The sequence below is a fragment of the Methylobacterium sp. FW306-05-D genome (genome assembly GCF_058782155.1).
The window spans coordinates 1-22,196 of the sequence record NZ_JBYSXL010000072.1; the positions used below are offsets into that span (position 1 = coordinate 1).

16 protein-coding genes, 3 pseudogenes and 1 other annotated feature are annotated in these 22,196 nt (G+C 66.7%); of the genes and pseudogenes, 6 read left to right on the forward strand and 13 right to left on the reverse strand.

Going from position 1 to position 22,196, the window contains the following annotated elements; all coding sequences use genetic code 11:
• Nucleotides 1-112: 112 nt before the first annotated feature.
• A complete protein-coding gene (locus tag AC3WLN_RS19385) occupies nucleotides 113-820 on the forward strand; it encodes a CatB-related O-acetyltransferase (RefSeq protein ID WP_492483992.1) in 708 nt (235 codons plus the stop codon).
• Here the strand turns inward: AC3WLN_RS19385 and polA are convergent.
• From polA to AC3WLN_RS19405, 4 genes are read right to left on the reverse strand one after another with little or no spacing between them, the layout of a single operon-like run.
• Nucleotides 729-3,842, reverse strand: coding sequence for a DNA polymerase I (gene polA / locus AC3WLN_RS19390; protein ID WP_492483994.1), 3,114 nt, complete (start codon nucleotides 3,840-3,842; stop codon nucleotides 729-731). The two genes, AC3WLN_RS19385 and polA, sit on opposite strands and share 92 nt — an antisense overlap.
• Before the next feature lie 48 nt (nucleotides 3,843-3,890).
• A complete protein-coding gene (locus tag AC3WLN_RS19395) occupies nucleotides 3,891-4,235 on the reverse strand; it encodes a HepT-like ribonuclease domain-containing protein (protein WP_492483996.1) in 345 nt (114 codons plus the stop codon).
• Nucleotides 4,225-4,521: a nucleotidyltransferase family protein gene (locus AC3WLN_RS19400; RefSeq protein ID WP_492483998.1), complete on the reverse strand. Its 297-nt coding sequence runs from the start codon at nucleotides 4,519-4,521 to the stop codon at nucleotides 4,225-4,227. Before AC3WLN_RS19400 ends, AC3WLN_RS19395 begins: the two co-directional genes overlap by 11 nt.
• Before the next feature lie 45 nt (nucleotides 4,522-4,566).
• Complete coding sequence (locus AC3WLN_RS19405) at nucleotides 4,567-5,742, reverse strand: YihY/virulence factor BrkB family protein (RefSeq protein ID WP_492484000.1); 1,176 nt, start codon at nucleotides 5,740-5,742, stop codon at nucleotides 4,567-4,569.
• Nucleotides 5,743-6,087: 345 nt separating this feature from the next.
• Here AC3WLN_RS19405 and AC3WLN_RS19410 point away from each other — a divergent pair, with 345 nt between their 5' ends.
• Complete coding sequence (locus AC3WLN_RS19410; RefSeq protein WP_492484002.1) at nucleotides 6,088-7,902, forward strand: monovalent cation:proton antiporter-2 (CPA2) family protein; 1,815 nt, start codon at nucleotides 6,088-6,090, stop codon at nucleotides 7,900-7,902.
• Nucleotides 7,903-7,905: 3 nt separating this feature from the next.
• Here AC3WLN_RS19410 and AC3WLN_RS19415 read toward each other — a convergent pair whose 3' ends face one another.
• The 3 genes from AC3WLN_RS19415 to AC3WLN_RS19425 form a co-directional block, all read right to left on the reverse strand.
• Entirely contained in the window at nucleotides 7,906-9,387 is a 1,482-nt protein-coding gene (locus AC3WLN_RS19415) for a UdgX family uracil-DNA binding protein (RefSeq protein ID WP_492484004.1), read from the reverse strand.
• Between the two features lies 1 nt (nucleotide 9,388).
• Nucleotides 9,389-10,603 (reverse strand): putative DNA modification/repair radical SAM protein, encoded by a 1,215-nt coding sequence (locus AC3WLN_RS19420; RefSeq protein ID WP_492484006.1) that lies wholly within the window; start codon nucleotides 10,601-10,603, stop codon nucleotides 9,389-9,391.
• A 107-nt stretch (nucleotides 10,604-10,710) separates the two neighbouring features.
• Nucleotides 10,711-11,328: a regulatory protein RecX gene (locus AC3WLN_RS19425; protein ID WP_492484008.1), complete on the reverse strand. Its 618-nt coding sequence runs from the start codon at nucleotides 11,326-11,328 to the stop codon at nucleotides 10,711-10,713.
• 74 nt (nucleotides 11,329-11,402) lie between these two features.
• Here AC3WLN_RS19425 and AC3WLN_RS19430 point away from each other — a divergent pair, with 74 nt between their 5' ends.
• Together AC3WLN_RS19430 and AC3WLN_RS19435 are read left to right on the forward strand one after the other, a co-directional pair.
• A complete protein-coding gene (locus AC3WLN_RS19430; RefSeq protein ID WP_492484010.1) occupies nucleotides 11,403-12,833 on the forward strand; it encodes a TAXI family TRAP transporter solute-binding subunit in 1,431 nt (476 codons plus the stop codon).
• A 112-nt stretch (nucleotides 12,834-12,945) separates the two neighbouring features.
• Nucleotides 12,946-14,174 (forward strand): annotated as a pseudogene (locus AC3WLN_RS19435) (IS3 family transposase).
• Nucleotides 13,235-13,353, forward strand: a sequence feature (AL1L pseudoknot). It overlaps the preceding pseudogene by 119 nt.
• A 230-nt stretch (nucleotides 14,175-14,404) precedes the next feature.
• On the opposite strand, the gene AC3WLN_RS19440 reads toward AC3WLN_RS19435, so the two are convergent.
• From AC3WLN_RS19440 to AC3WLN_RS19465, 6 genes are all read right to left on the reverse strand, one after another.
• A complete protein-coding gene (locus tag AC3WLN_RS19440) occupies nucleotides 14,405-15,367 on the reverse strand; it encodes an aminotransferase class IV (protein WP_492484012.1) in 963 nt (320 codons plus the stop codon).
• A gap of 268 nt (nucleotides 15,368-15,635) precedes the next feature.
• Entirely contained in the window at nucleotides 15,636-16,853 is a 1,218-nt protein-coding gene (locus AC3WLN_RS19445; protein ID WP_492484014.1) for an aminotransferase class III-fold pyridoxal phosphate-dependent enzyme, read from the reverse strand.
• A gap of 253 nt (nucleotides 16,854-17,106) precedes the next feature.
• Nucleotides 17,107-17,781 carry a hypothetical protein gene (locus AC3WLN_RS19450; protein WP_492484016.1) on the reverse strand — a complete coding sequence of 225 codons (675 nt, stop codon included), beginning with the start codon at nucleotides 17,779-17,781 and terminating at the stop codon, nucleotides 17,107-17,109.
• A gap of 41 nt (nucleotides 17,782-17,822) precedes the next feature.
• Nucleotides 17,823-18,764, reverse strand: coding sequence for a TorF family putative porin (locus tag AC3WLN_RS19455; protein ID WP_492484018.1), 942 nt, complete (start codon nucleotides 18,762-18,764; stop codon nucleotides 17,823-17,825).
• A gap of 237 nt (nucleotides 18,765-19,001) precedes the next feature.
• Complete coding sequence (locus AC3WLN_RS19460) at nucleotides 19,002-19,811, reverse strand: TetR/AcrR family transcriptional regulator (RefSeq protein ID WP_492484020.1); 810 nt, start codon at nucleotides 19,809-19,811, stop codon at nucleotides 19,002-19,004.
• Nucleotides 19,808-21,019 (reverse strand): hypothetical protein, encoded by a 1,212-nt coding sequence (locus AC3WLN_RS19465; RefSeq protein ID WP_492484022.1) that lies wholly within the window; start codon nucleotides 21,017-21,019, stop codon nucleotides 19,808-19,810. The genes AC3WLN_RS19460 and AC3WLN_RS19465 overlap by 4 nt, the downstream gene beginning before the upstream one ends.
• 322 nt (nucleotides 21,020-21,341) lie before the next feature.
• On the opposite strand from AC3WLN_RS19465, the pseudogene AC3WLN_RS19470 reads away from it, so the two are divergent.
• Nucleotides 21,342-21,509, forward strand: a pseudogene (locus AC3WLN_RS19470) (IS630 family transposase); the annotation flags it as partial.
• A gap of 487 nt (nucleotides 21,510-21,996) precedes the next feature.
• Nucleotides 21,997-22,196 (forward strand): annotated as a pseudogene (locus AC3WLN_RS19475) (hypothetical protein); the annotation flags it as partial.

Here is a 22,196-nt window from a genome sequence, read left to right on the forward strand (position 1 = left end):
GGTCCGGGGCGGGGGCCGGATGACCGCATCGGGCGGCGGTCGTGCCGCGAGGCCCTCGCGAGGCCCCGGAAACGAGCCCGCCATGATCGCGTCAGACAGGATCGAACCCGGAATGACCGAACCGCAGCCGCTCTTCGACGACCTGACCCGCTTCCACCTCGCCCGCGAGATCGAGCGCTGGGGCTGGTCCATCGGGGCGCACACCTACGGCGCTCCGCGGGTGCTCGAGGCGGGCCTCGCCGGGCTGACCATCGGGCGCTTCTGCTCCATCGGGCCGAGCGTGACGATCGCGCTGGGCAACCACCGCACCGATCTCGTGACCACCTATCCGTTCCGGGCCATCGCCGGGATCGTCGGCGGCGGACCCTGGGCGCCGGCCCTGGAGGCGGGTCCGGATCACGACACCCGCGGCGACGTGGTGATCGGCGACGACGTCTGGCTCGGGGCGAACTGCACCATCCTGTCGGGCGTCACCATCGGCAGCGGCGCTGTGATCGGGGCTGGCGCCGTGGTGCGGCGCGACGTGCCGCCCTACGCGATCGTGACCGGCAACCCGGCCGAAATCCTCCGCCACCGCTTCGACGAAGCGACCGTCGCCCGGCTGCTGCGGATTAACTGGTGGGCCTGGCCCGACGCACGGATCGCCGAATACCTGCCTCTGATCCTGAGTGCCGACATGACCGCCTTCCTCGACCGGGCCGAGGCGGAGGCGGCGTCCGATGCCCCGCTCAATGCGCCTCCTCCCAGTTCAGGGCGGCGCGGGCCTCGACCACCAGCGGCACCCGCAGGGTCAGGGCGGGGGCGGGGGCGTCGACCATGATGCGGGTGATCACCGGCAGGGCCTTCGCCACCTCGTCCTCGGGGGCTTCGAACACGAGTTCGTCGTGCACCTGCAGGAGCATGCGCACGTTGAGGCGCTCGGCCCGGAGCGCCGCCTCCATGCGGATCATCGCCCGGCGGATGATGTCGGCGGCCGAGCCCTGGATCGGGGCGTTGATGGCCTGACGCTCGACGGAGGCGCGCTCGTTGGGGTTGTTGGAGCGGATCTGCGGATAGTGGCAGACCCGGCCGAACAGGGTGGTGACGTAGCCGAGGTCCCGGCAGCGGCGCCGGGTGTCGTCGATATAGGCGCGGATGCCGGGGAAGCGCTCGAAATACTGCTTGATGAAGGCCCCGGCCTCCTCGCGCCCGATGCCGAGGCGGTCGGCGAGACCGAAGGCCGAGATGCCGTAGATGATGCCGAAGTTGATGGTCTTGGCGCGCCGGCGCAGGTCCGGCGTCATCTCGGCCAGCGGCACGCCGAACATCGCGCTGGCGGTGGCCGCGTGGATGTCGATGCCGTCCGCGAAGGCCTGGCGCAGCTGCGGGATGTCGGCGATGTGGGCCAGAAGACGCAGCTCGATCTGGCTGTAATCGGCCGAGATCAGGCGGTTTCCCTCCGCGGCCACGAAGGCGCGGCGGATGCGCCGGCCTTCCTCCGTGCGGATCGGGATGTTCTGCAGGTTCGGCTCGGAGGAGGAGAGCCGGCCGGTGGTGGTGGCGGCCAGCGAGAACGAGGTGTGGACCCGGTCGGTCTCGCGGTCGGCATGCTGCTGCAGCGAATCCGTGTAGGTGGATTTCAGCTTGGCGAGCTGGCGCCATTCGAGGATTTTTTTCGGGAGGGGGTGGCCAGCTTGCGCCAGTTCCTCGAGCAGGGTCGCGGGGGTGGCCCACTGGCCGGACGGCGTCTTCTTGGCGCCGGGCAGGCCCATCTTGCCGAACAGGATGTCGCCGATCTGCTTCGGGGACGAGACCTGGAATCGCTCGCCCGCATCCTCCTGGATCTCCTCCTCGAGCCGCACCAGGATCTGGGAGAAGTCGCCGGACAGCCGGCTCAGCATGTTGCGGTCGACGCGGATGCCCTCGGCTTCCATCCGGGCGATCACCGGCACCAGCGGGCGTTCCAGGGTCTCGTAGACCGCCACGCGCTTCTCGGCCACGAGGCGCGGCTTCATCATCCGCCACAGGCGCAGGGTGACGTCGGCATCCTCGGCGGCGTAGGCGGTGGCCTTGTCCAGCGCCACCCGGTCGAAGGTGATCTTGGCCCGGCCGGTGCCGGCCACGTCCGAGAAGGTGATGGGCTGGTGGCCGAGATGGCGGCGGGCGAGCTCGTCCATGCCGTGCCCGCCCTTGCCGGCATCGAGCACGTAGGAGATCAGCATGGTGTCGTCGAAGGGCGCCACCCGGACGCCGTGGCGTGACAGGACGGCGAGATCGTATTTCAGGTTCTGGCCGACCTTGAGCACGCCCGGGTTCTCCAGGAGCGGCTTCAGCCGGGCGATCGCCACCTTCGCGTCGATCTGGCCCCCGGCCGGCTGGAACACGTCCGTCGCCGCCTTGGCGTCGCCGAACAGGTCGCTGCCGTCGGTGCCCGTCACGGGCTCGACGTGCCGGAGGGGGATGTAGGCGGCGCGCCCCGGCGCCACGCAGAGGGAGACGCCGACGAGATTGGCGTTGTTGGCGTCCAGCGAATCCGTCTCGGTGTCGACGGCGATCACCCCGGCTTCTTCCGCTTCCGCGATCCAGGCGTCGAGTTGCTCCACGGACCCGACAGTCTCGTAGGCGGCGGTGTCGAACGGCTTGACGGATTCGGCGGCGCGAGCCGCCACGAGGTTGGCCGGCGTCGGCTCGGAGGGGCCGCGCGGCTTGGGTGCCGCGTCAGGCAGGCCGAGATCGGCGAAGGGATCGACCTCGCCGCTCGGCGCGCCGGACACGGTCTCGGGATCGAGGGGGACGGGGTCGCCGAGCCCGTTGGGAAGAACCGGCGCGTCGGGGAAGAACGGCGCGTCGGGCTCGGGCGCGCGGTTCGGCAGCAGGGCCGGGTCGGGCTGCACCGCCTCCGGGTCGACGTGGAGCATCTGCGCGATGCGCCGGGTCAGCGTGTTGAACTCCATGGCTTTCAGGAAGCCCACGAGCTTCTGCGGGTCGGGCTTGGGCAGGCGCAGGTCGTCGAGCGGGATCGGAACCGGTACGTTCTCCTCCAGCGCCACCAGCTTTCGCGAGAGCCGGGCCTGGTCGATGCTGGCGAGCAGGGTCTCGCGGCGCTTGGGCTGCTTGATCTCGGCGGCGCGCTCCAGGAGGGCGTCGAGGCTGCCGTACTCCTTGATCAGGGCCGCGGCCGTCTTCAGGCCGATGCCGGGCACGCCGGGCACGTTGTCCGAGGTGTCGCCGATGAGCGCCAGCGCGTCGCCGATCTGCTCCGGGTTCAGGCCCTCCCATTTGGCGATGATCGCCTCGCGGTCGAGGTTGCGCTCGGGCCGGTAGCCGGGCTTGCCCTTGGCGCCGGATTCGAAGTCGTAGAACCGCACCAGGGGCCCGACGAGCTGCATCAGGTCCTTGTCGGAGGAGACGATGATGACGCCGGCCCCCCGCGCCTCGGCCTGGCGCGAATAGGTGGCGATGAGGTCGTCGGCCTCGTAGCGGATGAGCTCGATCGGCTGCAGGCCGAAGGCCCGCACGGCGTCGCGCATCAGCGGCATCTGCCGCTTGAGGTCGTCCGGCGCGTCCGGCCGGTGGCCCTTGTAGTCGGGGAACAACTCCTTGCGGAACGAGCCCTCGGACTTGTCGAACACGATGGCGAGGTGCGTCGGCATCACGCCCGCCGCCCCCTCCTGCACGAACTGGGCGATCTTGGTGCAGAACAGCCGCACCGCTCCGGTGGGCAGGCCGTCCGAGGGCCGGGTGTTGTACTTCTGGTCCTGATTGATCGACTGGAAGTAGGCCCGGAAGATGAACGACGAGCCGTCGACCAGGATGATCTGATCGCCGGGGCCGACGGGCTTTTCGGAGGAGGCAGCAGTCATCGATCGATCAACGGAAGGAGGGGGGAAATGGCGACGTCGCCGTGAAGATCATTGGTCGGCCCGTAGTTCGTTCCGGCATACCGTGAGTAGTTCAGGCAATGCCTCATGGACGGTCCCCCACAGAAGCTTTGCCGAGACACGCTCATATCGATGCCGATAGACGTTCCCCGAGTCTGCGATCTGCCGCCATGGGATATGGACGTTCCGGAGCCGGGTTTCCTCGTCGACGCGCCGACTCGCCTCCGAGATGATCTCCAGGCAGCGCGTCACGCCGTAGAGCAGGAGCCGGTTGCTGGCAAAATCTTCGAAGCTCAGGTCCGCAGTGAAATCTTGAGCCGCTTCGACATTTTCGATGATGCCGAGGAGGGCGCGGCGGCCCCGCTCAGAAAGCATGGATCGCGTCGCGCTCGGCTCCGGGGCGTACGTGAGGCTTCAGCATCGAGCGGGTTGCGACATCCACTTCGACAGGGAACAGATCGGCGATGAACCCGACGACGCCGACATACCCGTAGACATCCCGGATGGTGGTCTCGTCGATGTCGATCATGACATCGAGATCGCTTGCCGCATGCGCCTCGCCACGCGCGACGGAACCGAAGAGGGCGGCATGCAGAACGCCCCGCTCGCGCAACTCAGCCTCGTGCGCGCGAAGAATCCCGAGGGCGGTACTGCGATCCATACCGCGACCGTACTCGAAATCAGATCTGAGCTGAAGGGCTCCCCCTCACGTCGCAGCCCCCACCGTATCCGCCATCCGGGCGTCGCGGGTGCCCAGCGGCTGCTCGGGGCCGCGGGTGGTGTCGGCCTCGGTCTGGTGTTCCATCTCGGCGTTGATCTCGGCTCCGATGAGCACGATCGTGGTCGAGATCCAGATCCAGGTCATGAAGCCGATCACGGCGCCCAGCGAGCCGTAGGTCTCGTTGTAATTGCCGAAATTGGCGACGTACCACGAGAAGCCCAGCGAGGTGGCGAGCCAGCCCACGGCCGCCACGGCGCTGCCCCAGGTCACCCAGCGCCAGCGCGGCGCGTCGCGGCTCGGGCCGTAGCGGTAGAGCAGGGCGAGGCCGCCGAGCACGGCGGCGAGGAGCACCGGCCAGCGCAGGAGCGCGATGTACCAGGCCTCCGAACTCAGGCCGACGATGTTGATCGCCGCCGGCACCACCACGATGCCGACCAGCGCCAGGATGATGAACAGCAGCGCGCCGGCGGTGAAGGCGAGCGAGCGCAGGTTGAGCCAGACGAAGCTGCGCGTCTCGCGCTCCTCGTAGACGATGTTGAGGGCGGAGAAGACCGCCTTCATGCCGCCATTGGCGCTCCACAGCGACAGGAGGATGCCGGTGAAGAAGGTCAGGCCGAGGGTGGTGTCGCCCTTGGCGGCGATGCGCTTGACCTGCTCGCCGATGATATCGAGGGCGCCGGAGGGGATGACGCCCTGCAGGCTCTGAAGGTGCTCGTTGATGGTGGCCACGTCCGCCACCAGCCCGTAGCAGGAGACCAGGGCGGCGACTGCGGGGAAGATTGCCAGGAGCACGTAGAAGGTCACCCCGGCGGCGACCGAGACGATGTTGTTCTCCGAGACGTCGTGGAACACCCGCAGGCCGATGTCCTTCCAGCCCTTCGCCGGGATCTCGGACGGTGCGCGCGCCCCGCGGCCGCGCTCCGGCTCGCGCGCGGCCGCGCGGCGGGCATCGGCCCCCGCATGGGAGGGGGAGGGCCGGCGCGTCGGGTCCTTCGGCATCGCCCGGCCGGCCGAGGCTCCGCCCGTCCGGCGCGGGAGCACGACGAAGCCGAGGAGCGCGGTGGCGAGGGTGACGGTCCAGAGGGTCGAGTTCCGGGTTTCGGTCGGAGTCCTGGTCTCGCCTGCACGGGGGGCAATCGAGCGCTCGTTACCTGATGTCATCGATCGTCCGTTCCGCCGAAGGGATCGTCATCGCAAAAGATGCTTGGCAAATGATGCTGGCGTTGCTCGACGCAACAAACGTTGCTTCGACAACAGGATGCGACGGCCAAGAGTTTCCTGGGTGCTCACGGAAAAGCGAGGAGGCGGCGCGTTTCGGTCCGCTCGAACTTATTCCGCGAAACTCCGGCCCGACGGCGGGCGTTGTGCGTCGCGGCACCCGGGGCGACGCAGGGCGCGGAATTTCGGGCGCATCGTGGACGTGGGGGCCAATCGCGGCTTGCCCTCGTGGGCGCCGCGCGGCACGGCCGTTGAGGCCCCTGACCCCGACCCGGAGATTCCCGACCCGTGCCGCATGCGACAGAGCTGATCGCCATCATCGCCCTCGGCCTCGTGCTCGCCTTCGTCTGCGGAATGCTGGCGCAGCGCCTGCGCCTGCCGCCCCTCGTCGGCTACCTCCTCGCGGGCGTCCTCGTCGGCCCCTACACGCCGGGCTTCGTCGGCAACAGCCAGCTCGCCGGACAGCTCGCCGAGATCGGCGTGATCCTGCTGATGTTCGGCGTCGGCCTGCATTTCTCGATCAAGGACCTGATGGCGGTGCGCACCATCGCGCTGCCGGGCGCCATCGTGCAGATCGTGGCGGCCACCGCCATGGGCGGCGTTCTGGCGCTGGGTTGGGGCTGGAGCCTCGGCGCGGGCCTGGTCTTCGGCCTCGCCCTGTCGGTGGCGAGCACGGTGGTGCTGCTGCGGGCGCTGGAGGAGCGCCGGCTCCTCGACAGCGACAAGGGCCGCATCGCGGTGGGCTGGCTCATCGTCGAGGATCTGGCGATGGTGCTCGCCCTGGTGCTGCTGCCGGCGCTGGCCCCCTCCCTGGGGGGCGACGGCGCGGGGGCCGCGCACCATGCCGGGGACGGCAACATCTGGCTGACCCTCGGATTGACGCTGGCCAAGGTCGGGGTCTTCGCCGCCGTGATGCTGGTGGGCGGGCGGCGCTTCGTGCCCTGGCTCCTCGACCAGGCGGCGCGCACGGGCTCGCGCGAACTCTTCACCCTGGCGGTGCTGGCCCTGGCGCTCGGCATCGCCTTCGGCTCGGCCGAACTCTTCGGCGTCTCCTTCGCGCTCGGCGCCTTCTTCGCCGGCATGGTGCTCGCCGAATCCGACCTCAGCCATCAGGCGGCGGCCGATTCCCTGCCCCTGCAGGACGCCTTCGCGGTGCTGTTCTTCGTCTCGGTCGGCATGCTGTTCGACCCCGGCATCCTGATCCGCGAACCGCTCTCGGTGCTGGCGGTGCTGGGCGTCATCCTGATCGGCAAGTCCCTGGCGGCGGTGGCGATCGTGCTCGCCTTCCGGCATCCGCTGGGCACCGCGCTCACCATCGCGGCGAGTCTGGCCCAGATCGGCGAGTTCTCGTTCATCCTCGTCAGCCTCGGCCTGTCCCTGAAGCTCCTGCCGGAGGAGGGGCGCGACCTCATCCTCGGCGGCGCCATCCTGTCGATCACCCTGAACCCGCTGTTCTTCGCCCTCACCGACTGGGTCGGGCGCAAGGTCGCTGAGCGTCCCAGCCTCGCCGCCCGCTTCGAGCGGAAAGGGGCGGCGGCCCTGGCGGTGACCGCCGAGGGCCCGCCGCATCGCGGCCACGCGATCATTGTCGGCTACGGCCGGGTCGGCAGCACCATCGGCAAGGCGCTGAAGGCCTGGGACCTGCCCTACATCGTCCTCGACCGCGACCGCCGCCGGGTGCTGGACCTGCGCCAGGAGGGCATCGAGGCGGTGTTCGGCGACGCCACCGCGCCGGGCATCCTCCAGGCCGCCGACATCGCCCAGGCCCGGCTGATCGTGGTGGCGACCCCGGAGGCGCACACGGCGCGGCGCATCGTCGAGCTCGCCCGGGAGATCCATCCGGACATCGACACCCTGGTGCGCGCCCACAACGACGGCGAGCGCCGCCACCTCGAGGAGCAGGGCGTCGGCCTCGTGCTGATGGCCGAGCGCGAACTCGCCTTCGGCATGACCCTCTACGCCCTGCGCAGCCTCGGCCTGAAGGAGGGCGAGGCCCGCATCTTCGTCGACAGCACCCGGGTCGAGAGCCGCTCCGCACCCATCGAGACCGCGATCGACCAGGTCACGCCGGAGCTGCGCCCCCACAAGGAGGAGGAGGCGTAGGCCTCAGGCGGCCAGGGACCGCCCGAGGTCGTGGACCCGGCGCAGGTCGTCCACGAAGGCCGCGTAGGCTTGCGCCTTGGCCTCGTCCGGCAGGCGCAGCAGGTAGGACGGGTGCACGGTGATGAAGCCCGCATAGGGCTTCTCGAACTGGGCCGGCCCGCGCGCCCGGGTGATCGGGATCGCCTTGCCGGTCAGGGCCAGGACGGCGGTGGCGCCCAGCGCCACCACGAGCTTCGGGGCGACGAAGTCGAGCTCCCGGTCGAGCCACCAGCGATAGTGGCTGACCTCGCCGGCGGTGGGCTTCTGGTGGATGCGGCGCTTGCCGCGCTCCTCGAACTTGAAGTGCTTGACCGCATTCGTGAGGTAGGCCTCGCCCCGGTCGATCCCGGCCTCGGCCAGCGCCCGCGACAGCAGCTGCCCGGCGGGTCCGACGAAGGGGCGCCCCTGGCGGTCCTCCTGGTCGCCCGGCTGCTCGCCCACGAAGGCGATCGAGGCGCCCACCGGCCCCTCGCCGAGGACGGCCTGGGTCGCCCCCGGCACCAGCGGCTCCGAGCGTCGGATGATGGCGTTGAGGGCCTCCAGCGAATCCGGGGCCTGGTCCGCCATGGCCGCGACGGCGCGGGCGGGGTTGCGCTTGACCGGCATCTGCGGCTCCCTCTCGATCATGGCGCCCGTGCGCGCCGCCGCCTGCCGGACGAGGCCCGGGATGGCGGCGGTCTCCGGCATGTTGCGCCAGTACTTCTTCGGCATCTCCGCCCGCATCGCGGCGAGGTTCGTCCGGGCGGGGTTGAACGTGCTCTCGTAGTAATCGCGCCAGCCCGCCTCGAAGCCGTCCTGGGCGGGTGCGTCCTCGCGTCGCCCCGGCGGCCCGAAGGTGAGCGCGCCGCCGTCCCAGCGGGCGGAGCCCTCCGGCGTCAGGATGGTCCAGTGGAGGCTGCGGAAGCGCTCGACGAAGAACGGCGCGGCGGCCCCCAGGATGTGGTGGTCCGGCTCGAACCAGGCAACGAAGCGCTCCGGCCCGTCGCCCTCCGCCCGCCGGAAGCGCAGGAAGGCGTGCATCTTGTGCAGGTCGCGGGCGATGGCCTTGCGCATCCGCTCCAGGCGATGGACCAGCGGATCGCTCGACACCTCCAGCAACCGGCGCTCGCCGTGCAGGATGCGCCAGATCAGGTCGTAGAGCAGGGCGTAGCGCTCGGGATCGCGGTGAAGCACCACCCGGGCGACCATCTCGCCCACCCCGCGCGGCAGGCTCAAGGGGGCTTCGTCGGAAGGGGCGGGGGCCGGCGTCCCGAACAGCCCGGACGCCTCGCCGATGGACCAGAGCACCCGCTCGGGGGGGACGCGCCGGCCGGCCAGACGCCGCGCGGCGGCGCGAAAGCCGTCGAGATCGGCCCCCGGGGCGAGGGCGACGGCCTCCAGCCCGCCGCTGGGCAACCCCCCCTCCCCCGTCGCGGGGGGAGGGGCTGATCGGTGCGCGCCCGCCATCCTAGAAGAGCGACAATTGCTGCGGCGGGTCGGCGAGGCGGGCCCGCAGGTCGAGGCGGTCGGTGAGGCCGCCCGCCGGGTGATAGTCGGCGGCGATGAGGAAGGGCCGCGCCCGCTTCAGGGCCGAGGTCAGGCGGGCGACGTCGTCGAGGCGCAGGCGGGTGTGCCGGCGGGCCCGGATGATCTTGTCCACCGCCCGGGCGCCGAGGCCCGGTACCCGCAGCAGCATCTCGCGGTCGGCGGCGTTCACGTCGACGGGAAAGCGCGCCCGGTGCTTCAGGGCCCAGGCCAGCTTCGGATCGATGTCGAGGGAGAGCATCCCGTCCTCGGTGGCGTCGGCCACGTCGTCGGGGGTGAAGGCGTAGTACCGCAGGAGCCAGTCGCCCTGGTACAGCCGGTGCTCGCGCTGGAGCGGAGGGGATTTCAGCGGCAGGATGCTCGAGCCGTCGGGAATCGGACTGAAGGCGGAGTAATAGACCCGCTTGAGGTTGTAGGAGCCGTAGAGCAGCGCGCTCTTGCGGATCAGGGCCTCGTCCGTGGTGGCGTCGGCCCCGACGATGACCTGGGTCGACTGCCCAGCCGGGGAGAAGCGGCGCTTCTCGGCCTTGGCCTGCGCGATGCGCTCGCCGATCTGCGCGATGGCGTGCTGGATGACCGCGCCGTCCTTCTCGGGCGCCAGGCGCTCCAGGCTCGCCTCGGTGGGCAACTCGACGTTGATCGAGAGCCGGTCGGCGTAGAGGCCGGCCTCCTCGATCAGCCAGGGGCTCGCCTCCGGGATCGACTTCAGGTGGATGTAGCCGCGAAAGCCGTGGTCGCGCCGCAGGGACTTGGCCACCCGCGTCAGCAGTTCCATGGTGTGGTCGGGCGACTTGATGATGCCCGAGGAGAGGAATAGCCCCTCGATGTAGTTGCGCTTGTAGAACTCCACCGTGAGGGTCACGACTTCCTCGACGGAGAACTTCGCCCGCTGGACGTTCGACGAGCGGCGGTTGACGCAGTAGGCGCAGTCGAACAGGCAGTAGTTCGTCAGCAGGATCTTCAGGAGCGAGATGCAGCGCCCGTCCGGCGTGTAGGCGTGGCAGATGCCGGCGCCGGTGGTCGAGCCGAGCTCGCCCTTGGCCGCGCTGCGCTTCGGCGCCCCGGAGGACGAGCACGAGGCGTCGTACTTGGCCGCATCGGCGAGGATGCGCAGCTTCTTGGCGAGCATTTCGTCCATAAGGAAGAGATGCGCCTCGTTCGTGTTTCGTTCAAGTTTTCGCGGGCGAATCCGGGCTTTCTCCGCCGCCGCGATGTCGCAGCCCGCACTTCGGAACCGAATCCGGACTAAGCGTCCGTCGCGAACGGATCGGGCTCGGGATCGGCCTCGATCACACGGCGGCCGAGGCCGTAGCCGAAGCCGGCGCGGGCCATGGCGGCGAGGTCCCGGTCGCGATGGGCCTCGCGCGTCTCGGGCCGGCGCCAGGGCCCGAGGCGCCGGCGCCGGGCATAGGCCCGGGCCGCTTCCTCCTCGAGGTCGACGCCCGCCTCCGCCGCCTCGCGCTCGTTCTCCATCGCGCTGGACACCTGCTCGCGCGACACGCCCTTGGCGGCGAGCTTGGCCGAGAGGGCGCGGGCGGAGGCGCCGCGCCGGCGCAGGGCCGCGAGGCGTCCGGCGGTGAAGCGGGCATCGTCCACGAGGCCGGCGCCGACCGCGCGGGCCACCGTCGCCTCGATCGCCTCGGCGAAGGCGCCCGCATCCTCGCCGCGCAGGCGGCAGCGCTTGTCGACGCGCCGCCTCAGGGTCTGCCGCAGCATTGCCACGGAGGCGCTGTAGCGTTCGAGGTAATGCAGGGCGGCCCGTTCGAGATAGGCGGGTGTGACGGGCGGCGGCGGTTTCACCTCGGCCCGGCCCTCCGGTTCGGCTCCGGTGGAGCGGCGGGACGCAACGTTTCGTGGTGTCATCGGTTCTTCCCGATCCGGACGGGTTTCGGTCTCGCAGATATGGTGATTACGCTGGACAAAGGCTCCTTCCTGCCATGCCGGCTTTCCTCGTGAGACGCGAGTGGCTTCTCGTCCTCCTGGCCCTCGGCTTCGCCCTGGTGGCGGGGATGCTGGTCTACCTGTCGCGCCCGACCACGTTGACCGTGGCGGTCGGGCCCCGGGACGGCGCCGAGGCGACCCTGCTCCAGACCTACGCCCAGGCGCTTGCCCGGGGCCGCGAGGATGTCCGCCTCAAGCTCGACTTCTATGACGACGTGCGCGACAGCGCCGAGGCGCTCCAGCGCAACAAGGCCGACCTCGCGGTGGTACGGCCCGACGTGCTCCTGCCCGATAACGGGCTGACGCTGGCGATCCTGCACGACGAGGCGCTGCTGATCGCCGCCCCAGAGGCGGCCGCTATCGAAAACTTCCCGGACCTGGCGCGCAAGCGCCTCGGCGTGGTCCAGCGCCACGCGGCCGACCTGCCGTTCCTGACGAACCTCCTGGGCTTCTACGACTTCACGGCTCAGCCGGCGGCCGAGCCGGTCCCCGAGGGCGGCCTCGGCCCGGCCCGGGTCGCCCTGGTGGCGCTCACCCCCCAGGAGGTCACCAGTGCCGTCGCCGAGGGCCGCGTCGATGCGGTGGCGGTCATCGCCGCCCCGGCCTCGAAGGCGGCGATCTCGACGGTGCGTGCCGTCGAGGCCGCCTCGGCCGAGAAGAAGATCAACTTCGTCTCCGTGCCGGATGGCGGGGCGATCGTCCAGCGGATGCCGGAACTCCAATCCGTGACCATCCCGGCCGGCACCTTCGGCGGCCGCCCCAAGCGCCCGGAGGAGGACGTGAAGACGGTGGGCGCCTCCTATCGGCTGATGGCCCGCGGCGGCGTCAGCCGCTTCACCGTCGCCTCGGTGACGCAGCACCTGTTCGAGTGGCGCTCGAAGCTGGCGCCCCTCGCCCCCATCGCCAACCTGATGAAGGCGCCGGACTTCGACTCGACGGTGGCGGCCACCAGCGCCCGCCTGCCGAACCACCCCGGCGCGGTGGATTATTTCGAGCGCGAACAGCAGACGATGTTCGAGCGCTACGAGGACTACATCTATCTGCTGGCGTTCTTCGGCGGCACCGTCGGCTCGGGCGTCGCCTGGATCGCCCAGCGCCTCGCCCGCAAGCGCCGCGAGCGCATCGACGTCGTCCTCGACCGGCTCCTCGACATCCTGCGCGAGGTGCGCGCCGCCACCTGCAAGGCCGACCTCGACGGCCTCGTGCGCGAGACCGACGACCTCGTGGCCGACGTCGTCCAGCACGCCCGCGAGCGCAACATCGACAACCGCACCGTGAGCGCCCTCATCCTCGCCATCGACGCGGTCCACGCCGCGATCAACGACGAGCGGCGCAACCTCGGCGAGACGGTGGAGGGCAACGGCCGCGCCGTGGACCACGCCCGCACCGCCCGCCTGCTGTCGCTGCACGCGCCGGCGGCGGAGTAGCCCGGCCTCCCGTGAGGGATGTTGGGCACCCCGAGAGCTCGGAAGCCGGCTGCCGAGCCCCCTGAACCGCCCCGGGTTTCCCGGAGGCTCCCACCCTTGCGAGGATGGAGCCATGACGAAGGGAAGCACACCCTTTTCACCTGAGGTCCGCGCGCGCGGTGCGGATGGTGTTCGACCACCCGGGCGAGCACGGCGCGCACTATGGGGCGATCCGCCCGATCGCGTCCAGGATCGGCTGCTCGGGCGAGCCCCTGGGGAACTCTCGTCCGGTCAGCCGGGCGGGACCAGGGCCAGCGCGCTGGACCAACGACGGACGCGCGCGAGCGGATCGAAGTGCTGGCGCCCGAGAACCGCGAACTCCGGCAGGCCAACGAGAACAACGAGGTCTTGAGGAAGGCATCTGCCTGTTTTGCTTTTGCCGAGCGCGACCGCCGGTCACGGACAGGATCGCGATCCCTCGACGGGCACCGTGCTGTTATACGCGGTCGAGCCGATCTGCAGGGGGCTGCCGATCGCCCCGTCGACGTACCGCGAGGCAGGCCGATCCCGGCAAGCTGTCGGCTCGGGCTCGCTCCGACGCAGCGCTGATGGTCGAGATCCGGCCCGTGTTCGAAGCGAACTTCGGGGTCTACGGGGTGCGCAAGGTCTGGCGACGCCTCGGCCGGGAAGGGCTTGCGGTTGCCCGCCGCACGGTCGCTCGGCTGATGCGGATCATGGGGCTGCAGGGCATCGTGCGGGGGAAGAAGGGTCGCAGCACCATCCCCGACCCAGCGGCGGCCTGCCCGTTCGACCGGGTGAACCGCCAGTTCAAGGCGCCGCATCCGAACGGCCCTGTGGGTCAGCGACGTCACCTGCGTCGCCACGTGGCGCGGCTTTGTCGATGTGGCCTTCGTGATCGATGCCGATGCCCGGCGCATCGTTGGATGGCGGGTCTCCCGCACGGCGCATGCCATCTTCGTGCGCGACGCCCCGGAGCAGGCCCTGCCTGAACGCCGTCCCGTTCAGGGGGGCGGGCTCGTGCACCAGAGCGACAGGGGGAGCCAACATCTTGCTCTGCGCGACACGGAGCGGCCGGCGGAGGCCGGCGTCGAGCCCTCGGTCAGCCGCGTCGGAGACCGCTGCGACAACGCCTTGGCCGAGCCGATCGACGGTCTGTTCGAGGCCGAGCCGATCCATCGCCGTGGACCATGGCGATCCGTCGAGGCGGTCGAGTTCGCCACCCTCGAATGGGGGGATGGGTTCCATCACCGTCGGCTGCTCGAACCGATCGGCAGCGGACCTCCCGCGGAAGCGGAAGCACGCGACCATCATCCGGCGACGGCCCAACCCTTGGCCGCTTGACCCAAACCAAATCGCCCCCGGGAAACCCGGGGCGGTTCACCCTGGGCCACCCTGCTTCAAGATTGCGTCAGGCCCAAAGTTGCATGCCGAAACACCGTCGAAGAGCGTCATCCAAGGGAGGATGCGGGATCGGTCCTGTTCGGTACCGATCCGCCTTGGTGTCGCAGAGGCACCGCGCCGTGAATCCTGCCACGGGGAGCGGCGATACTGGGGTGATGCGACAGAGGTCCTTACGCGTAAGGAATCTGGAAACTGTATTTCGGGTCGTAGTGGGCCTGCCAGTATGCATCCCAGATCTCACCCGTGATCGGCCCGACCTGACCGTCGCCGACGGGGTCGCCGTCGAGTTCGGTGATGGGCATCACTCCCCCCGCCGTCGTGCACAGGAAGATCTCATCGGCCCGATAGAGTTCCTCGATGGCCACCTCGGTCACGTCCGCCCGTAATCCCTTCTCGGCGGCGAGCTCAAGAATCGTGCGCCGCGTGATGCCTTCGAGCACGCCGCGCCGGGGCGTCCTCAAGGCGCCATTCCTGATCACGAAGACGTTGTATCCGGCGCCTTCGGTGAGGTTTCCGTCGCCGTCGGGCAGCAGCGGATAGATCGATCCACGATCGCGCGCCTCCTGCAGCCCGCGGATGAGATCGCCCCATTGCAGGTTCTTCACCGTCGGGTCGATGGCCCCCGGCGGCACCCGCCGCACCGTGCGCGTGACCACGGCCGTACTGCCGTGCGGATGAAATTCGAGCGGCATCGCCCATGAATAGGGGACCGCCAGCATGTAGAGGTTGGCGACATGAGGCTCGTCCGACGCATCGCGCACGAAGCGAAACCCACGCGTGACGATCATCTCTACATAGGCATCCTTGATTCCCGAACGCGCAATCATGTCGACGAGTGTCGTCCGCATCGTGGCTTGATCCATCGGACTCTCCAGCCGAACCTTCTTACAGCTTTCAAAGAGCCGCTCGATATGGTCGTCGAGCCGAAAGAAGCGTCCGTCCCAGACCGCCGGAACGTCGTAGGTGAGATCCGAATGGAGAAATCCCTGATCGATGATCGGAATCCGCGCCTGCTTGATCGGGATCAAATCCCCCTCGATCCAGGCCACACCGTCGGCGAAGGGGCCGCCGATTTCGGAGAGCGCCTGCTTCCGTTCCTCGTATTGAAGCGACATATGTGCGTACGTCTTCATTCGATTCTCTGTAATTATGAAGGTGAAATCCTGGTCGTTTCCATCCCGGCCGCACGGGTTTCAGGCAAGAAGCGGTGGCTTTCGGGACCTTCGAGCAACGCCAGGACAGCGCGTGAAGCCAGTTCCTCGGCTGTCCGATTGAGCAGGGGAATCTCACGCGAGGGTATTCCCATAACCATTGGTTTACGAGGGGCGCCGGCTTCTCGTAATACTTGTATTATTATTCGCCGAATTCGCCGAACCAGAGACAACGTTGGCGAAGTATACCCTATACCCTGAGGTGCGACTTCATCAGCTTGTAGAGGGTCGGATGGGGCTGCAAGGTGTGCCGCTGCCGTCTCACGATCTCGAATGCCCGGCCGGTTGCATTCAGCGTTTCGGCGACGTCCGCTTCGGTGTGGGCGGCGGAGATGAACATGTTGTGATACGGATGCAGGTAGACCCCCAGTTTCAGGCATTCCGTCACCCAGCCGTAGCCGATGCGGAAATCGGGATCCTCATCGAACAGGATCTGCGGCATCACCACCGGCCCCGTTTGCCGCAGGCTAAAGCCGTTCGCTTCGGCCTGTTGGTGCAACCCCTCGCGCAGACGCTGGCCGACGTGGTTGATCCGTTCCAGGTAGTCGGTTTCACGGATGAGACGCAGGGTCTCGATCGCCGCGGCCATCGGTGTGGCCGAGAACCAGAACGATCCCGTGACGTAGACTTCGCCTGCGGCTTTGCGGACCTTCTCGGCTCCAAGCAGCGCCGAGATGGGATAGCCGTTGGCGAAACATTTGCCCCAGGTGCTCAGGTCAGGTCGCACACCGATCGCTTCCCAACTGCAATCGCGCGCGATGCGAAAGCCGGCCCGGACATCGTCGACGACGAGGAGCGCGTCGTGCTCGTCGCAGAGCCGGCGCGCCGTCGTGGCATATTCGAGTCCCGGCTCGTACTGATCGTAGAAGACCTCATGCCGGAACGGTGTGGCGAAGACCGCCGCCACATCGCCCGCATGGGCTTTGAAGGTGTCCGCCAGGCTGTTCGCATCGTTGTAGTCGTAATAGACGATGTGCGCCCGATCTGCGGCAACAATCCCGGCCGGAATCGGTGTGCACCACGGAGCTGCGCCGTGATACGCGCCACGGGCACACAGGATCGTCTTGCGGTTGCGATAGGCTCTGGCGATCACCATGGCCATTGAGGTCGCATCGGTTCCGTTCTTGCAGAACATCGCCCAATCTGCATGGCTGACCTGTGCGACGAAGACTTCCGCCAAGTCGACCATGATTTCCGAGGGGCCTGTCATGGTATCGCCGGCACGCTGTTGGACCGCCGCCGCCTGTTCGATCGACTGGCAGCGATACCCAAAAAGGTTTGGGCCATAAGCGCACATATAATCGATGTAACAATTGTCGTCTGCATCCCAGAGACGGCATCCATCGGCACGATTAAAAAACTGTGGGAATTCCGGGGGCAACAAGAATGTCGCCTCATGACCGTACATCCCGTTAGGGATAACCTTTGCAGCACGTTCTCTGAGAGCGCTTGCCCGGCTGTCTGTCCACATAAATTGAGACTCCTCTACTGCTTCAAAGCTTCCCAGGAGATTCCAGTTACGTCCCGGGCTCCCAGAAAGGGACGGAAGCAAAACTTCGTGAAATGATGTCCGCGTTGGGAGGGGCTAATCCGGAGGCCCGGCAACCTATCGGCCGCCCCTCCTCGCCCCCGAACCACCGGTGGGCTTGGGACAGTTCGCGTCAGGTCGGCGACAGGGAGAGCACACCTCGACGCCGCTTGTCCTCGACGCTCTCGAGCAAACGGCAGGCATAGAATATTTCTGCGAATGACAAAGCCCAGACCGAATGCGCTAAAACGTAGAAATTAAAGAACAGATTGTTTTGATCATCCGGAATATTTACGATGCCATCAATTACTGCAATGAACAATAGCGCAATCATGCAGACGAAAACCGCGGCGGCGTGCCCGAATTGGTTCATGCGCCATAACCGAATGGCTATGTACAGAAGCGTGATTTGGAACACCGCACCAAGCACGACGGAACCGATCGGCAGCATGGCCTGAAGCGACGGCACCAGGAGAACGAGGAGCGCGATGATCCCACCCAGTCCGAAAAGTCCGGCCTCGATCGCGTGCGGCAACTTCAGACCATGCGTGATCTGGAGAATGCCGAGCGTTGCGATAACCGGGATGCCGATCGTTCGAGAGAAGGCATCACAGAACGTGGCGATGTACAGCGGCACCTGGGCTTCGAAATTGAAATAGAGAAAGAAATTTGCTGCGGAGAAGCCCAGGATGATCCACTCGAAGCCGAGGAGATAATTTTTTATAATAATGAACCTATAGCCATAATATAGACCGACCCAGATTAATGCCGCAATCGCTGCGGACACGAGGAGAGACGAAGCACTCATGGAGCGTTCCTTTGCAGTTGCGTAAGGGAAATTGGTCTGTGTCAGTGCTGAGAGGCGGGGATAGCGGGCGATTCGGCCGCAAAGATTCCCCCCGTGGCGGAGGATATGTCGAACTGGAGTGCGGCGATGACCGATGTGCCGCACCAATCAGACTTGAACGTCTGGTTGCGGATGCCGGACGGGTCGACAGTAAGCAGGAAGCAATCCTCTTTCGTCAGGTTCGTTCCGTGCACACGAAGGTCGAACGTGAATTTGTCGAAGGCATAGGACACACCAATGTTTCCGTATGTATAGTCGGGATACTTGGTGCCTTTGAAAAGGAGGCTGTCGGAACGATTCCAGAACTTGTACCGGCCAAGCTCGCCGCTGATGGACAGGCCCGCAGGCAGAAAACCAAGGGCCTTTTCCGGGATGTTGTAGCGAAGCTGGCCGGCCAGATAGCTGGATTGCACGCCACCACCGCCTGTGTTTGGCGAGTAATATGCTACTCCTCCCAGAACGAAGTCCTGAATAGGGTAATAAAACTTTGAGAATGCATAGACTGTGTTCAAGCTTGCCGGTGTCCAGATGATATCATCATAGACAAAGCGCCGCTCATTTAGATAAAAAAGGCTCACGACCCCGATATCCGCGGTCAACTCACCCCATTTTGGCCTGAACCCGATCAAGGCGTCGATTTCGGCGGGTGGACTCGCGGAGTTCGGCAGCGCAACCGACGACACGGCGCCGGCTGCGTATAGGAAGTTGTCGAAGAAGTTCAGTTCGGCGTAGGCCTGTGTTGCCGGCTTGCGATTGCTGTAACTGGTGCCGAAGAAATTGTAGTCGCTCACCGTTCTAAGAGTGAAGGCCCATCCGATATCGGTCTTGGATGTCTCGACTTCCGATGGCAGCATCTTGGGCGCGGCCGGGTCGGCCGCTCTCGCTTCGGGGCTGAGTGTAAGAAATCCGAGGATTTTGCAAACAAGAAGTCTACGCCTGAGCATGCCCCAGTCTCCAAGGTAGGATCGTCGATCCGATCGCGAATTTCGATGCGATGTTTGATGTAGATCGCGTCAATTGCGTGCGCGCGGATCTTCATCTGCGATCGAGGCTGGCGTACCTGATCGTTCTTATTATTTTTATAGGCTAAATTTTAAGTCGATTACTGTGGAGCGATGCGATCATGTTCGTCGTAGAACGGATCGACCACAGGGCACTCAGGGAGAGCGCGCGAAGGCCCGCTAGGGTATTCGCGGCCGGGTCAGGTGCGGAGGGGTCACGGGCCGTCTGCGGCGTCTCGGTGCAAGCGTCGCGTTCGCCGACACACCCGGGATGGGCCGGCGGGCGAGGTCTTTGGGGAGGTAGGTCTGCATGTGGGCGATCCGCGCCCGGCGCGCATACGCGTCCGATACGTCGTCGATCAGGCCGTGCTTGTGTATGGCGAGGGACCACAACGCGTCGTTCATCACGATCGTCTCGACCATCCGGTCGATCAACGCAGGCGTTTCCTCGATCTCGAACAGGCGGCTCAACTCGGCCACGGCCGCCCGCGCGATCACGTGGTCGATCTCGATATCGCGGACACGAATGGTCCATGAGATCGCCGAACCCAGGATGAGCTTTCGCGCCGCAGGATTTAAGTTGTAGTAAGCCCGAGACGATTCATAGTAAAATTCGAAGAAATCCTGCCAATTCTCGATTTCGTCATCCGCGATCCGTCCCGTGCCGCTGGAGAAAGCACTGAAAAATCGCTCTGCCAGCGCGATGAAGACGTGCTGGCCGTCCGGGAAGAAGTGATACACCGATGCTGGGGGCATCTTCGCCTCTTCGGCGATCGTGTAGAGACTGATGCTATCCGCATCATGGGTCGCGAGCAGACGCGCCGCCGCGTCGAGGATCGCCTCGAACCGTTCCAGGCTCCGCTTCTGCTGCGGCCGACGCGTCTGGCCGGCGCGCGAGGGCCGGGTCTTCGCGCCCGTCCCTCCGCCATGCGGGACGGCGATGCCGGGCTCGGGCTTTGCGCCGCGCTCGCTGGTGATGATCGTGATCATATCGCAGCTACCCTTCCGCGTTCACGAATGGTCGGCAACATGGCCAGGACGATGACGGCGCTGGTCGCGATCACGGTGCAGCCGGCGATCACGAAGGTGTCGAGGCTCGCCGCGAACGATACGCCGAGGACGGTGGGCACGACAGCCACGCCGCTCAGTTGCGCCGCTGCTGCGAACGGCACCGCACGGCGCTTCGGATCTACCCGCGCCAGGACACTGGACAGCGCGGGGAGACCCGACATCCAGCAGAAGCCGAATCCGAAGCTCAGCAGTGCGGAAGCGGGCGTGCCGAGCCAGAGAGCGACGACGAGCAGCAACACACAGACGGAAACCAGCACGCGGATCGGGTCGTACGGCCCTTCGCGAACGGCGCTCGTCGCCGCCGCTCCGAGCGCCTGACCGGCCAGGCACAGGGTGAGGAGCGATGCGGCGGTGGCGGCCGGAACGCCCCGACCGTCGAGCCACAGGGCGAGATACGCCCAGATCGCAGCCGATCCGCCGGCGAGGGCGAACATGGCGATGAGACACAGGACACCCGCCCGATCCGGGCCGCGCCCATCGCTCACCGGCACCTGGCCGGTCGTCTGCGCCACACGAAGGTTCGGCAGGAACGGGACGACCAGCGCGGACGATCCCGTCAGGACGGCTAGGCCCAACTGAATCTGCCATGCGGTGGGGTCCGTCTGGACCGCGGCGAACCATTCCATCAGGGTCAACTGGCTCGCCCCCTGCCCGAAAAGATAGGCAGCCGCCCAGTTGCCGACCCGCTGCGTTCGCGCAATCGCAACCGCAGTGATCCCAACGAGGAAGCCGCTGCCAAGTCCCGCCGCCATGCGGATCGGGAATAGAAAGCCTGCGCTACGCTCGTCGATCGGCACCAGATTACAGAAGCAGATCACGGCGATGCCGGTCAGCGCCAGTACGTACGTCGGCATGCGGCGCAGGGCCGGGACCGCAAGGCCACTGCCGATCGCAACCGCAGCGATTTCGGCTGCCGCGAGGAGCCCCACCATGTCCGCGTCGATGATCTGGATACGAACGTAGGCGCCGTAGAGTAGGGGCTGCAGCCCGAAGACGAGGACTGCGAAGGAACCTGTCCATAGGGCCGCCACCATCTCGGATGTGGCGTGCCGTTTCTGGGCAGAGGGGGCACTGCTTTCGTCCATTGTCTCCACCGCTCTGATCGCTCCCTTGCTCGACGTAACCATTCGGGATGCTCCTGGTAACGGCCGATGACTTGGTCTCCGCGACGACGCCACATCTGCCGTCACATGCGAGCCAGCGTCCTCTACTCTGATCCAACAAATATCGAAAAAATCCCGATGTAAATCGGATTTTTCGTCCGCCTGCTGGGTTTGACATCCTGTTGTGCAGTTTGTTTCTAATTTGTGCGGATTGCTTATTGGTAATTCAGTTCAGCATCGACGCTGACCATGTACAGAGAGCGGTTTCGGTTTGGGCTGTGTTGAAGGAATTGGGTTGAGGGAGAGGCGGCGGGCTGATTCACGGCTCGCTCTAGCGGAGCGACGGATGGGACGACTCTTCCGCCCGGATCTGCGCGAGCGGGTGGTGGAAGCCGCGGCAACGACCTGGCGCCGCCAAGCGGCAGCGCGATTCGGGGGCGGTGTCGCCACATCGATTTGCTGGATGGCCGCGCTCACGAGGACAGGAACGGCGGCTTCCGATCCGCAAGGACGCGCGCCGCTCGAAGCTTGATCGCACATTCCTGCCGACACCCTGGTTTCGATCCAACCGGGCTACATCCCGGCAGGATCGCGAGGCTAAAATCACCTGGCGGAGCGGCGATTCGTTGGAACGGGTGCCAAGCATCGGAGCGTTGCGCGCCAGATCCGTGGCTTCCCCGGCCGCGCGACATCCCGTGACGGCTCCGCGCAAATCTTCCGCGTTTGTGTTCGTGACTTGTGCTGGAGCGACGCGGTGACCTGAATAAAGCCGGAGTCCTGAGATCTATTTTTTACAAAGACTGAATCGATCGATAGGATAGATTGCCGTCCCATTCATAATTAATCTTATTAAGTAATCTTGCAAACTATACATCAGCAGTTTTTCCAGCATATCTACCCTTCGGTTCAGCCGTGTGGCGTCGCCTGCGGCGAGAGGGGATGTTTTGGGGATGCCGATCCGGATCCGTGACCTTCGGAAAAGCTTGGACCTTCGGAAAAGCTTGAGCCTCCTCGCGGGCGCCCTGCTGATGCCGGCGGCGGTCCTCGCCGAGCCGGCCCGGAGCGATCTCGAATCCCTGCTTTGGCCGACCCCCGGCGCGCTGCGCCGCGACCAGGCCGGCCAGGCGGTCTCGGCCGCGCGGCTGGCGGACCGGGTGGTGGTGGTGAGTTTCCTGACCACGGGCTGCGGGATCGCCTGCGT